Genomic DNA, 13,511 nt, shown 5'->3' with positions numbered 1-13,511 from the left:
TCCTGATAGCGCGTTACGTCGCGCCTTCCGGCCTGAGATGCTGCGCCAGGAAACTGGCGACACCAAGAAAAACCCGGCGGCGGTTGTCGCGCTTGAGGAAGCCGTGTCCTTCGTCGGGGAAGGTCAGGTATTCCACGGGCACGTTCCGGTTCCGCAGCGCCTCGACGATCTGCTCGCTTTCATGGGGCGGCACGCGCGGGTCGGTCAGCCCCTGCGCCACCAGCATCGGGCACCGGATGTCATTGGCCTTGTGCAGCGGCGAGAGCCGCTCCAGCAGCTCGGCATCCCGCAGGGGGTCGCCGTATTCGGCGGCGCGGTGGCCGACGCGCCAGGGCCCCGTGCGCTCGAAGAAGGTCTTCCAGCGGGCGATGCCGTAATAGTCGATGCCGGCGGCCCAGAGCTCGGGGTATTCGGTCACGGCGGCCAGCACCATCCAGCCGCCATAGCTCTGGCCCATGATGGCGATGCGCCGTGCGTCGAAGCGCTCCTGCGCGCCCAGCCAGGCATGTGCCGCCGCCAGGTCGCGCACGCTGTCCAGCCGCAGTTCGCGGTCGTCCAGCGCGGCATAGTCGCGGCCATAGCCGGTGGAGCCACGGACATTCGGCACCAGCACGGCGATGCCGAGGGAGAGGACCGTCTGCAGGTCCGGCCGCCAGTTGGGCAGTGCCTGCATGGCCGGGCCGCCATGCACCCAGACCAGTACCGGCCAGCCACCGGCCGGCGGCGCGCCTTCCGGCAGGGCCAGGAAGCCCGGCAGGTCCCGCCCGTCGAAGGTGGGGAAGGAGATGAGCTGCCAGTCCCGCACCGCCGCCGGGGCCTCGCTGGCCGCGAAGAGCAGTTCCGCCGCTTCCGCCCCGGTCTGGTAGTGCCAGAGGGTCGAAGGGCGCGTCGGGCAGGCCAGGTCGAAGGCCAGGCCGGAGCCATCCGGCCGCCAGCTCAGCTTCGTGATGACGCCGCGGGGATGCTCAGGGGCCGCCAGCACGGCGCCCGTCCCGGCATCCAGCAGATACAGGCGAGAATAGCCGGCCTCGTTCACCACCACGGCGAGGCGGGACTGGTCGGGCGAGACCTCCAGCTTCTCCACATCGGCATCCGGCGCGAAGAGGAAGCGCAGCGCGCCGCCCGGCTCCAGGAAGGCGACCCCCAGGAAGTCCGAGCCCTGGTCGCAGAGCAGCCAGAAGCCCTGGCCGTCCCGTCGCCAGCGCGAGTTCATGTGCCGCCGGTCGCCCTCATGCGGCGTGAGGTCCGTCGCCGCGCCCGTGGCGGCATCGACACCGATCAGGCTGCTCTCGAAGGTGCGGGGGGCGGTGGAGAGGATGACGGCGCTGCCATCCGGATACCAGCCGGGCAGCTCATGCGGGCCTTCCACCTCCAGCAGCCGGGTGACGGCGCCCGTGGCGATGTCGATCACGCAGGGATCGGCATGGGCGGGGTCGCGGCCATTGGCGGTGCAGGCCAGCCGCGTCCCGTCCGGGGAGAAGGCGCCCCAGGCATGGATGGTCGCGGGGTCCGCCGTCAGGGCCCGGGGCGCGCCCTCCGGCGGCAGGTGGTAGAACTGGATGCGCTCGTCGCCCGCGTGGTCGCGGCCGAAGACGGCGCCGCCATCCACGGGGCTGCCAGCGACGAAGGAAACGGCATCCCGGTGCTCGCTCCGGGGCCGCGCCGCGCCGCCATCGGCCGGAAGCTCCCAGACCTGGGCCGAGCCACCGGCATCGCAGAGGAAATACAGCCGCCCATCGGCCGCGTAGGAAGGTCCGCTGGCCGCGGGCGCGGCCAGCAGGGCGTCAAGGCGGGTCTCGGTTTCGCTCATCGGACTCATCTGTCTGCGGGCGGGGTCAGGCGGCGGGGCGCTGGCTGCGGCTGGCCGCCAGCAGGGTCTGGCTATAGGGGTGCTCGGCGCGTCCGGCGCGCAGATCCGCGACGGAGAGTTCCTCGACGATCTCACCCTGGCTCATGATCGCGACACGGCCGCAGAGATGCGCCACCACCGCGAGGTCATGGCTGACCATGATGTAGGTCAGGTTCCTCTCCTGCCGCAGCCGCGCGAGCAGGTTCAGGATCTCCGCCTGCACCGAGACGTCGAGCGCGCTGGTCGGCTCATCCAGCAGCAGGATCTTGGGCTCCAGGATCAGGCAGCGGGCAATGGCGACGCGCTGGCGCTGGCCGCCGGAGAGCTCATGCGGATAGCGGTAGCGGAAGGCGGGGCCGAGCCCCACCGCCGTCAGCGCCTCGTCCACCCGCTGCTGCGGGCGGTCCAGGCCATGGATGGTCAATGGCTCCAGCAGCACCTTGTTGACCATCTTGCGCGGATGCAGGGAACCATAAGGGTCCTGGAACACCATCTGCGTGCGGCGGAAGAAGGGCTTGTCGCGCCGATGCGGCAATTCCTGGCCATGCAGCAGCAGCGCGCCCTCATACTGCTCGTTGAGGCCGGAAAGAGCCCGCAGCACCGTGGACTTGCCGGAACCGGATTCACCGATCAGCCCGAAAGCCTCGCCCTGTCCTACCCGGAAGGAGACATCGCGCACCGCGCGGGTGGTACGCGCGCCGTGGCCGAAGCTGATATTGAGGTTCACCGCCTCGATGGCGGGAGTAATGCCGCTCATGCCGCCAGCTCCCCGAAGCGGTAGGTGGGTCCGTCACGCCAGGATGGATCGCGTGTCGGCACGGCGAGAAGCTCCGCCGGTTCCTCCAGCCGCGGCAGGCTGCGCAGCAGCGCCTGGGTATAGGGGTGCCGCGCCTCGTGCAGCGCGGAGGCGTACAGCTCCTCCACCACGCGCCCCGCATACATCACCAGCACCCGGTCGCAGAACTCGGCGACGAGGTTGAGGTCATGGCTGATGAAGACAAGGCCGGCGCCGCGCCGCGTCACCAGTTCATCCAGCACCGAGAGCACCTGGCGCCGCACCGTCACGTCCAGCGCCGAGGTCGGCTCATCCGCCACGATCAGGTCGGGTTCCGTCACCAGCATCATGGCGATCATGATGCGCTGGCCCATCCCGCCGGAAACCTCGTGCGGGAAGAGGTCATAGACGCGGGCGGGGTCGCGGATATGCACGGCCTCCAGCATCGCCATGGCCTTGTCCCGCGCCGCGCGCCTGGAGACGTTCTGGTGCAGCCGGCAGGATTCCGTGATCTGCGCGCCGACGCGCATCAACGGGTTCAGCGAGTATTTCGGGTCCTGCAGGATCATCGAGATACGGCCGCCGCGGATGGTGCGCAGCTTGCGCTCGGAAGCCGCCATCAGGTCGATATCGCCGAGGCGCATCTCCGCCGCCCGCACCGTCGCGGCGCGGGGGGACAGGCGCAGCAGTGCGCGGCCGGTCATGGATTTGCCGGAGCCGCTCTCGCCGACGATGCCGACTTTCTCCCGCCCGATATCGAAGGAGACGCCGCGCACCGCCTCTACCGGGCCGTTGGAGGAGGGGAAGGAGACGCGCAGGTCGCGCAGGCGCAGCAGGGGCTCAACCATGGCGCGGGTCCAGGATATCGCGCAGCCCGTCACCGAAGAGGTTGAAGGCCAGGCTGGTCAGCAGGATGGCGCAGCCGGGAATGGCGGCGATCCACCAGGCATTCATCACGAACTGCCGGCCGGTGGACAGCATCGCCCCCCATTCAGGGCTGGGTGGCTGCGCGCCCAGGCCGAGGAAGCCCAGGCCCGCCGCCGTCAGGATGATGGCCGCCATGTTCAGCGTGATGCGCACGATGACGGAGGGGATGCACATGGGCATGACGTGATGCACGATGATACGCAGGCGGGAGGCCCCTTGCAGGCGCACGGCGGCGATATAGTCGGAATTGCGCACCGTCAGCGTCTCCGCCCGCGCCAGCCGCGCGATGGGTGGCCAGGCGGCGAGAGAGATGGCGATGATGGCATTCTCGATTCCCGGGCCAAGCGCCGCGACGAAGGCCAGCGCCAGGATCAGGCTGGGGAAGGAGAGGAAGATATCCACCAGCCGCATCAGGACGGTGTCCGTCCAGCCGCCGAGATAGCCCGCCGATGTGCCGATGATCAGCCCCAGCGGCGCCGCGATCAGCGCCGCCAGAAAGGCGATGTAGAGCGTGATGCGGGAGCCGTAGACGACGCGGCTGAAGATATCGCGCCCGAGATCGTCGGTACCGAGCCAATGCGCGGCGGAGGGTTTCTGCAAACGCGCCGTGAGGTCCTGCGCGAAGATGTCATGCGTGGCGATCAGCGGCGCGAAGACGGCGACCGCCAGCAGCAGCAGCAGCAGGATGGCGCCGGCCAGCGCCGGCGGATTGCGGCGCAGCCGCCGCCAGGCCAGCCAGAGCGCCTGCATGCGCGCCTGGAAGGGCGAGGCCGGGACCGGCGCGCGCAGCCAGCTTCCAAGGGAGGTAGAGGCACTCATGCTCAGCGGGTCCGGGGATCGAAGATGCGGTAGAGGAGGTCGGTCAGCAGATTGAGCGCGACGAAGATGATGCCGATCAGCAGTGTGCAGCCGACCACGGCATTCATGTCGCCGGCCAGCAGCGCATTGGTCAGGTAGCGGCCGAAGCCCGGCCAGGCGAAGACCGTCTCGGTCAGCACGGCGCCCTCCAGCAGGAAGGCATAGGCCAGGGCCACCACGGTCACGACCTGCACGGCCACGTTGCGGAAGGCATGCACCCAGACCGTCCGCATCCAGGACAGGCCCTTCACCCGCGCGGCCACGACATATTCCTGGCTCAGCTGCTCCAGCATGAAGGAGCGCGTCATGCGGCTGATATAGGCCAGCGCGCCGAAGCCGAGGATGGAGGCCGGCAGGATGATGTGGCTGAAGACATTGCGGAAGATCTCCCACTGCCCGGCCATGGCCGTATCCAGCAGCAGCAGGTCCGTCACCGGCTCGACATCCCATTGGAAGCCGGTATCGATCCGCCCGGGCCCGCCAACCCAGCCGAGAGTGGCATAGAAGAGCACCAGTCCCATCAGACCCAGCCAGAAATTCGGCATGGAGTAGCCAAGCAGGCCGAAGACGCGCACGAAGTAGTCCAGCGGCGTGTCGCGATAGGCCGCGGCCATGACGCCGAGGGGGATGCCGAGCCCGGTGCCGATCAGGATGCCCACGGTCGCCAGCTCGATGGTGGCGGGAAAGACGCGGGCGATATCGTCGAGCACCGGCCTGCCGGTGGTCAGCGCCATCCCGAGGTCGAGGCGCAGGACATCACCGACATAGCGCCCGAACTGGATCCAGATCGGCTGATCCAGGCCGAGCTGCGCGCGCATGGCCTCGATCGCATCCTGGGAGGCATTGTCGCCCAGGATGGCGGTGACGGGATCGAGCGGCAGCATGCGGCCGATAAAGAAGGTCAGCGCCATCAGCCCGAAGAGCGTGACGCCGATCGAAACCACGACGCGCAGGGCCGCGCCGCTCCATGAGGGCAGGCCGGGGGCGGCGACGCCCCCGGCTCGCCGGGCGGGAACCGCCGCCTCAGCCATTCCTGTTATTCCTTCGAGACGAGGTCGTAGTAAGCCTGGAAGCCGTGCCAGGTCCAATTACGCACATTGCCGCGCAACCCGGCCAGCATCACGCTCTGGAACATGATCGCGGAAGGACCGGCCTGCATCATGTCCTTCTGCAGCTGGTGATACATCGCGATCCGCTTGGCCTCGTCCTGCTCCAGCAGGGCCGCCTCCGCCAGCTTGTTGGCGGCCTCGGACTGGAAGGCATGGCGCCAGGAAGGAAGCTGGGTCAGCTTGGCTTCGATGCGGTTGTCGGGGTTGTAGATCAGGCGCGAGGCATTGCCATGCGCATCCGGCACGCTGGTCTGCCAGGCCATCATCGCCGTCTGGAATTCCCGCCCGCGATGGCGCGCGAAGAGCTGCGCCTGGGCCATCTGCTCCAGCTTGATCCGCACGCCGACCTTGGCGGCATTGGCCTGGATATGCTGCGCGATGGGCGCGGCATACGGCAGCGTGCCGAAGATCATCGTCGTCTCGAAGCCATCCGCGTAGCCGGCCTCGGTCAGCAGCTGCTTCGCGCGTTCGATATCGAGCTTGAAGGGCTGGCCTTCCTTTTCGTCCAGCGCGCCGAAGGCGCCGAGCTGCGCGAAGCTGGCGCGCGGCACGCCGTTATAGGCCATGATCGTCTTGCCGAGGGCGTCGTAGTCGATCAGGTAGCGCATCGCCAGGCGCACCTTCTCATTGGCGAAGATCGGGTTGGCGTTGTTGAAGCCCCAGTAGACCAGCTGCGGCTTCAGCGTGCGGGAGAGCGTCAGACCCTTGATCTTCTCGACCGCCGCCATGTCCTCCGGCGTCAGGTCGCGCGCCACATCGACATCGCCCTTCTCCAGCAGCAGGCGCTGGGTGCCGGCCTCGGCGACGTGGCGGATGATGATGCGGCGCAGCTTCGGTGCCGGGCCCCAGTATTTTTCATTGGCTTCCAGCACCACCGTCTCGCCGGCGTTCCACTGCCGCAGGCGGTAGGGGCCGACGCATTCGGTGCGGGTGGCCAGATACTTGTTGCCGAGATCGCCATTGACCTCATTGGCCATGATGGTCTTGCGGTCCAGCATCGCTGCCACGCGGTTGGCGGCGACGGCCTGCAGGATCAGCCCGATCGGGTAAGGCTTGTCCAGCTTCATCACCAGCGTCCGGTCATCCGGCGCGGTGATCATCTGCTCCACATTCTCCTTGGTGAAGCCGTATTCGGTCAGCGTCGAGGCATTGCCGAAGCCGAGCTTCACCACGCGGTGCAGGGACCAGGCGAGATCCTGCGCCGTTCCCTTGTTGCCTGACGGGAAGACGAGATTATCACGAAGTCGGAACGTGATCTGCTGCCCGTCCTCGGCGACCTTCCAGCTTTCGGCCAGGCCGGGGATGACGTTCTTCTCGTCCTTGGGATCGAAACTCGCCAGCAGGTTGCAGGTGTTCTGCACCAGCTCGTTGGTCACGACCTCGCCGATCTGGGCGGGATCGAAGGTGGAGATGGCATCGATGTTCCAGGCCATCACAAGCGCATTGGCCGGGGTCGCGGCGCGCGCCGCACCGGGAAGGGCGAGCGCGGCCAGGAGGGTCGAGGCCACCAGCAGGTGGCGTGCCCGGGCAGGCGATCTACGGGGGCGGGGCTCGGCCATGATGCTTATCCTTGTCGGTTGGCGCTTGCGATGGGGCGAAAATCAAGCAAACCATGTGCCATGGAGTGCCGAGGCTGGCACATGATGCGAGGGTTCGCGACATGGTTATTGCGCAGAATGAGACGGTTGACGAGGATTGTGGTGATTGGCCAGTTTGGCAAGCGGCGGAAGATGCCGGCTGGTCCAGCACCGGCCTGGCCGCCCTGCGCGCCGAGGCGGAGAAGACCGACACCGCCGCGCTGATGGTCGTGGTGCGCGGCCGCGTGCTGCATGCCCAGGGCCGGGTCGCGACCCGCTTCAACATCCATTCCATCCGCAAGAGCCTGCTCTCCGCCCTGATCGGCATCCATGTCGCCGAGGGACGCATCGACCTCGAGGCGACGCTGGAGCAACTGGGCATCGATGACCGGCAGGGCCTGACGGCGCGGGAGAAGCTGGCCACGGTCCTGGACCTGCTCTGCGCCCGCTCCGGCATCTATCATCCCAGCGGCTATGAATCGCCCTGGATGCTGTCGATCAAGCCGGCGCGGCACAGCGCCGGGCCCGGCACCACCTGGTGCTACAACAACTGGGACTTCAACGCGCTGGGCACGATCTTCCGCCAGTGCACCGATGCCGACATCTTCTCCGATTTCGCGGAGCGGATCGGCCGCCCCTGCGGCATGCGGGACTTCGTCCCGGCACGGGACGGGGAATATGTGGAGCTGCCGGATTCCCAGCACCCCGCCTATCCCTTCCGCATGACGGCGCGGGACCTGGCGCGCTTCGGGCAGATGATGCTGGAAGAAGGCCAGGGCATCGTGCCGCGGGACTGGGCACGACTGAGCGTGCTGCCTATTTCAGAGGCCGGCCACCGTGGCGCCTATGGCTATATGTGGTGGGTCTCGCGTGCCGGCATCATGCTGCCGCAGGTTATCGTTCCCAAAGGCACCTATACCGCCATGGGCGTGGGCGGGCATTATGTCATGGTCATCCCGGCGCTGGATGCCGTGGTGGTGCACCGCGTCGATACGGACCGCCCCGGCACCTCGGTCTCCAAGACCCAGTATGGCCGCCTGATCTCCCTGTTGCTGGCCGCCGCGCCGCGCTGAACCTGAGGCATTCTTGTCCATGACCGCCCCCATTCGCATCGCCGTGATGAAGTTCTCGCACGAGACGGTGACCTTCCTGCCCTCCGACACCACCATCGACGACTTCACCTATCCGGGCTCCCCCGCGCGCGGCGCGGCACTGCTGGCGCATGAGCCGCGCTCCTATGTCGGCGGCTTCGTGAAGGTGGCGCGCGAGTTCCCGGATGTGGAACTGATCGGCATCGAGTCCCCGCTCGATTCCAAGCGCGGCACCGGCTCCGGCTGGATCACGAACGAGGCCTTCGAACATTTCGTCGCGCGGATGGTGGAGGAGTTGCGGGAACAGGGGCCTTTCGACGGCGCCTACCTCTCCCTGCACGGCGCCATGGGCGTGCGCGGCGTGCCGCGTCCGGAAGCCGAGCTCGCCCGCCGCGTGCGGGAGGTGCTCGGCCCCGATGCCCGCATCGCCGCCACCTTCGACCCGCATGGCAACGAGGACGAGGAATTCCTCCGCCACGCCGACATGGCCTTCACGGTCAAGTTCTACCCGCATTACGACAGCTACCTGCAGGGCGAGCGTGCCGCGCGCATGCTGGTCCGCGCCATCCGTGGCGACTACGCGCCGGCGCATGTGACGCTGAAGGTGCCGGTGATCTCGCCCACCGTGCTGCAATGGACCGGTGCCTCCCCCTGGATGGACCTGATCCAGCGCGCCATGGTCTGGGAAGCCCGTGAACCCGACACCTATGTGAATGTCTTCTTCGGCTTTCCCTGGTCGGATGTGCCGGATGTCGGCATCACCATCCAGGTGCTGACCAACGGCAAGCCGGAACTGGCGCAGAGCATCGCCGACGACATGGCGCAATTCGCCTGGCGGCAGCGGGAGGCGCTGCTGAACACCGCCAAGGTCCACCGCATCTCCGAAGGCGTGGCGCTGGCGAGGCAGGCCGTCGCCGATGGCGCCTTCCCCGTCGTGCTGGCCGATCACAGCGACCGCTCCGGCGCCGCGACCTGGCTGCTGCGGGAGATCATCGCCCAGGACTGCGCCGATACGCTGGTGGCGACGGTGATGGACGAGGATGCCGTCAAGGCGCTGCTGGCGAAGGGCGTGAAACCCGGCGATGCCTTCGACATGGCCATCGGCGGCCGCTTCGACGAATCCGCGGGCGAGCCGGTGCGCGTGCAGGGCACGGTGGTCCAGATCAGCGAGGGGCTGCGGCGCGGCGCCGGGCAGAGCTGGATCGCCATCCGCTTCGGCCGGAACAACCTGCTGATACTCAGCCCGCGTCTGGTGCAGATCATCGAACTGTCGGAATTGCGGGAGCGCGGCCTGGAACCTTCGGATTTCAGGATCATCGCCATCAAGTCCCGCGTGCATTTCCGCCGCGGCTTCCATGACACCGGCTTCGCCCCCACCATCCTGCTGGTGGAGCCGGACCAGCCCTTCCTCGGCACGGTGCGGCTGGAGGCGCTGCCCTACGAGCATGTCACGCTGGGGGATTACTACCCCTACGGCAACCCGGACTTCTCCTGACCCGAAGCCCGGAATGCGAAAAGCCCGGCGCGAAGGCCGGGCTTTTCATGAACATCCCTGGAAAATCCAAGAAGGAAATCTGGCGCGCTCGAGAGGATTCGAAGCCCTAACCCCCAGATCCGTAGCCTGGTGCGCTATCCAGTTGAGGCACGAGCACACCGGGGAGGGGCTGATAGCGCGCCCCTCCCTCCCCTTCGCGCAAGGACCTCAGGCGGCCAGCTTGTCCAGCTCGCGCAGCACCGCGTCGCCCATGACGCTGGTGCCGACGCGGGCGGTGCCGGGGCCCATGATGTCGGCGGTGCGGAGGCCGCCGGCCAGCACCTTCTCCACCGCCGCCTCGATTAGCCTGGCATCCTCTTCCATGCCGAAGGACCAGCGCAGCAGCATGGCGAAGGAGAGCATCTGCGCGCAGGGATTGGCGATGCCCTTGCCGGCGATATCCGGCGCCGAGCCATGGATCGGCTCATAGAGCGCATGCCTGCGGCCGGAGGAATCCGGCGCGCCCAGCGTGGCGGAAGGCAGCATGCCGAGCGAGCCCGTCAGCGCCGCCGCGAGGTCGGACAGCAGGTCGCCGAAGAGGTTGCCGGCCAGCACCACGTCGAACTGCTTCGGCCGCGCCGCCAGCTGCATGGCGCAGTTGTCGGCATACATGTGGCTCAGCTCGACATCCGGGAACTCGTCGCGGCCGATCTCGCTGACCACGGCGCGCCAGAGGCGGCCGGTCTGCATGACATTGGCCTTCTCGACGCTGGTCAGCTTGTTGCTGCGCTTGCGCGCCAGGTCGAAGGCCACGCGCGCGACGCGGGCGATCTCCTCCTCGGTATAGACCTCGGTATCGATGCCCCGGCGCTTGCCGTTCGGCAGGGTCTCGATGCCGCGCGGCTCACCGAAATAAATGCCGCCGGTGGATTCGCGCACGATCATCAGGTCCAGCCCGCGCACCACATCGGATTTCAGGCTGGAGGCATCGACCAGCGGCTCCAGCACCAGGGCCGGGCGCAGATTGGCGAAGAGGCCGAGCTCCTTCCGCAGGCGCAGGATGCCCAGTTCCGGCCGCCTCTCGAACGGCAGCGAATCCCACTTGGGGCCACCGACCGAACCGAAGAGCACGGCATCGGCGGCCAGCGCGCGCTCCACCGTCTTGTCCGGGCAGGGCGAGCCCTCGGCATCCAGCGCGGCGCCGCCGACCAGCCCTTCCTCGATCGCGAAGCCCACATGGCGGCGCCGGTCCATCCAGTCGATGACGCGACGCACCTCGCGCATCACCTCCGGCCCGATGCCATCGCCGGGCAGAACCAGCAGCCTCTTATTCGCAGTCATCTCTAGGGACGTTCCTTCAGCGGTAGAGCCAGGGCTGCGCGGATTGCTGCCGCGCCTCGAAACCATCGATGGCGGTGCCGCGCTGCATGGTCTGGCCGATCTCGTCCAGCCCGTTCAGCAGCATGTGCCGGCGCAGCGGATCAACCTCGAAGGGAATTTCCTGCCCGTTCGGCCGCACCACCACCTGCCGTTCCAGATCCACGGTGACGCGCGCATTCTCGCCCATGCGCGCATCCTCCATCAGCTGGTCGCAGATCTCGCGCGGCAGCTTGATGGGCAGGATGCCGTTCTTGAAGCTGTTGCCGTGGAAGATATCGGCGAAATCCGGCGCGATGACGCAGCGGATGCCGAAATCCAGCAGCGCCCAGGGCGCGTGCTCGCGCGAGGAGCCGCAGCCGAAATTCTCATGCGCGATCAGGATCTCGGCCTTGCGGTAAGGCTCCTGGTTCAGCACGAAATCCGGGTTCTCGCTGCCATCCTCCCTGTAGCGGAGATTGGCGAAGGCGGCCTTGCCCAGGCCCGTGCGCTGGATGGTCTTGAGGTAGCGCGCGGGAATGATCTTGTCGGTATCGACATTCGCCATGGGCAGCGGCGCTGCGATCCCGGTCAGGGTGGTGAAGGCGTCCATGGTTCAGGCCATCTCCCGCACATCGGTCAGGTGCCCGGTGATGGCGGCGGCGGCGGCCATCGCGGGGCTCAGCAGGTGGGTTCGGCCGCCGGGACCCTGGCGGCCTTCGAAGTTGCGGTTGGAGGTCGAGGCGCAACGCTGGCCCGGCGTCAGCTTGTCCGGGTTCATGCCCAGGCACATGGAGCAGCCGGCCTCACGCCATTCGAAGCCGGCTTCCTTCAGCACGATATCCAGCCCCTCGGCCTCGGCCGCGTGCTTCACCAGGCCGGAGCCCGGCACCACCATGGCGCGCACGCCCGGGGCGACGGTCTTGCCGCGCACGATCTCGGCCGCCGCCCGGATATCCTCGATGCGGCTGTTGGTGCAGGAGCCGATGAAGACGACATCCACCTTCAGCTCGGTCAGCTTCTGGCCGGGCGTCAGGCCCATATAGTCGACCATGCGCTGCAACTGGGCGCGGCGCGCCTCGTCCGCCGCCTCGGCCGGGTTGGGCACGGTGGCGGTGATGGGCAGCACGTCCTCGGGGCTGGTGCCCCAGGAGACCATGGGCACGATCTCGGAAGCGTCGAGCACCACTTCCTTGTCGAAATGCGCGCCTTCATCGGAAGGCAGGCTCTTCCACCACTGAATGGCACGCTCCAGTGCTTCGCCCTGCGGGGCGAAGGGGCGGCCCTTCACATATTCGAAGGTGGTTTCATCCGGGGCGATCATGCCGGCGCGGGCACCGGCCTCGATCGACATGTTGCAGACGGTGAAGCGCCCGGCCATGTCCAGCGCGCGGATCGCCTCGCCGGCATATTCGATCACATGGCCGGTGCCGCCCGCGGTGCCGATCTTGCCGATGATGGCCAGCACGATGTCCTTGGCGGTGCAGCCGGCGGGCAGCTTGCCGTTCACCGTGACGCGCATGTTCTTGGCACGCTTCTGCAGCAGCGTCTGGGTGGCCAGCACATGTTCGACCTCCGAGGTGCCGATGCCGAAGGCCAGCGCACCCATGGCGCCATGCGTGGAGGTATGGCTGTCGCCGCAGACGATGGTCATGCCCGGCAGGGAAAGCCCCTGCTCCGGCCCCACGATATGCACGATGCCCTGCCGCGCGTCGGTCAGCGGGATATAGGGGACACCGAATTCGGCGACGTTCTTCTCCAGCGTCTCGACCTGCAGCCGGCTCTCGGGGTCCTCGATCTGACCGGTGTAGCGGCTCTCATCGGTGGCGATGTTGTGGTCGATCACCGCGACCGTACCGTCTAGGCGCCGCACCCTGCGGCCCGCCATGCGCAGGCCCTCGAAGGCCTGCGGGCTGGTCACCTCATGCACGAGGTGCCGGTCGATATAAAGAAGCGCGGTGCCGTCCGGGAGGGTTTCGACGACATGCGCGTCCCAGATCTTGTCGAACAGCGTACGCGGCTTCGTGGCCGACATCGGCATTTCCTCAACAGACGAAAGACAGGCACGCCACGGGCAGGCGGCGTGGTGCCAGGGATTCTGCCGCCCCGGACCGATACAGTGAAGCACCGGCGGGCGCTACCGGCCACCATGGCCAGCGCGGCTCTCCCCTGGCTCCAGCACATAACTGTCGCGCAAGCCGCTGGAAAGGGTCTTATTGTTTCGCTCAACCTGCCATGGCGGCAAGGAGCCTAAAGCGGGTGCCTGTCGCCCCGAGCACCGGCCGCCTCGCCGGCCCAGGAACACCCCATATCCGGCAACGCCGGCGCGCCATGGGCCAGAGGCGGGGAATGAGGCGGATGGCCCCGCGGCCACAGACGGCGCAGCAGCCGGGCCGGCCGCGGATATCCCGCGCCATGGCCCGGAAACGCGAACGCCGCCCATGAAGGGCGGCGCCACGGTGGCATGACGGAGGCCGGGTTGCCCCGGCCCGCCG

At 67.8% G+C, this 13,511-nt stretch carries 11 protein-coding genes; 2 read left to right on the top strand and 9 right to left on the bottom strand.

Annotated elements, in window-relative coordinates; translation table 11 throughout:
* Positions 1-13: 13 nt before the first annotated feature.
* The 6 genes from IAI58_RS05205 to IAI58_RS05180 are packed head-to-tail and all read right to left on the bottom strand — an operon-like array spanning position 14 to position 7,077.
* Complete coding sequence (locus tag IAI58_RS05205; protein ID WP_207448621.1) at positions 14-1,810, bottom strand: S9 family peptidase; 1,797 nt, start codon at positions 1,808-1,810, stop codon at positions 14-16.
* 25 nt (positions 1,811-1,835) lie between these two features.
* Complete coding sequence (locus IAI58_RS05200) at positions 1,836-2,606, bottom strand: ABC transporter ATP-binding protein (protein WP_207448619.1); 771 nt, start codon at positions 2,604-2,606, stop codon at positions 1,836-1,838.
* Positions 2,603-3,472: an ABC transporter ATP-binding protein gene (locus IAI58_RS05195; RefSeq protein ID WP_207448617.1), complete on the bottom strand. Its 870-nt coding sequence runs from the start codon at positions 3,470-3,472 to the stop codon at positions 2,603-2,605. Before IAI58_RS05195 ends, IAI58_RS05200 begins: the two co-directional genes overlap by 4 nt.
* Entirely contained in the window at positions 3,465-4,370 is a 906-nt protein-coding gene (nikC, locus tag IAI58_RS05190) for a nickel transporter permease (protein ID WP_207448616.1), read from the bottom strand. The genes IAI58_RS05195 and nikC overlap by 8 nt, the downstream gene beginning before the upstream one ends.
* Before the next feature lie 2 nt (positions 4,371-4,372).
* A complete protein-coding gene (locus tag IAI58_RS05185; RefSeq protein WP_207448614.1) occupies positions 4,373-5,440 on the bottom strand; it encodes an ABC transporter permease in 1,068 nt (355 codons plus the stop codon).
* Positions 5,441-5,445: 5 nt separating this feature from the next.
* Positions 5,446-7,077 carry an ABC transporter substrate-binding protein gene (locus tag IAI58_RS05180; RefSeq protein ID WP_207448612.1) on the bottom strand — a complete coding sequence of 544 codons (1,632 nt, stop codon included), beginning with the start codon at positions 7,075-7,077 and terminating at the stop codon, positions 5,446-5,448.
* A 101-nt stretch (positions 7,078-7,178) separates the two neighbouring features.
* Between IAI58_RS05180 and IAI58_RS05175 the strand changes: the two genes are divergently transcribed.
* Positions 7,179-8,168: a serine hydrolase domain-containing protein gene (locus IAI58_RS05175; RefSeq protein ID WP_207448610.1), complete on the top strand. Its 990-nt coding sequence runs from the start codon at positions 7,179-7,181 to the stop codon at positions 8,166-8,168.
* A gap of 19 nt (positions 8,169-8,187) precedes the next feature.
* On the top strand, positions 8,188-9,681 hold the full coding sequence (locus IAI58_RS05170; RefSeq protein WP_237182514.1) for a M81 family metallopeptidase: 1,494 nt from the start codon (positions 8,188-8,190) through the stop codon (positions 9,679-9,681).
* Between the two features lie 207 nt (positions 9,682-9,888).
* Here IAI58_RS05170 and leuB read toward each other — a convergent pair whose 3' ends face one another.
* The 3 genes from leuB to leuC are packed head-to-tail and all read right to left on the bottom strand — an operon-like array spanning position 9,889 to position 13,057.
* On the bottom strand, positions 9,889-11,001 hold the full coding sequence (gene leuB / locus IAI58_RS05165) for a 3-isopropylmalate dehydrogenase (protein ID WP_207448608.1): 1,113 nt from the start codon (positions 10,999-11,001) through the stop codon (positions 9,889-9,891).
* A 16-nt stretch (positions 11,002-11,017) separates the two neighbouring features.
* Complete coding sequence (leuD, locus tag IAI58_RS05160) at positions 11,018-11,629, bottom strand: 3-isopropylmalate dehydratase small subunit (protein WP_207448606.1); 612 nt, start codon at positions 11,627-11,629, stop codon at positions 11,018-11,020.
* A gap of 3 nt (positions 11,630-11,632) precedes the next feature.
* Positions 11,633-13,057, bottom strand: coding sequence for a 3-isopropylmalate dehydratase large subunit (gene leuC / locus IAI58_RS05155; RefSeq protein WP_207448604.1), 1,425 nt, complete (start codon positions 13,055-13,057; stop codon positions 11,633-11,635).
* Between the last annotated feature and the right edge of the window lie 454 nt (positions 13,058-13,511).

Source organism: Roseomonas marmotae (genome assembly GCF_017654485.1).
Classification (GTDB): domain Bacteria; phylum Pseudomonadota; class Alphaproteobacteria; order Acetobacterales; family Acetobacteraceae; genus Pseudoroseomonas; species Pseudoroseomonas marmotae.
Note: the sequence above shows the minus strand (reverse complement) of the source record. Positions and strands in the feature narration are given on the sequence as shown.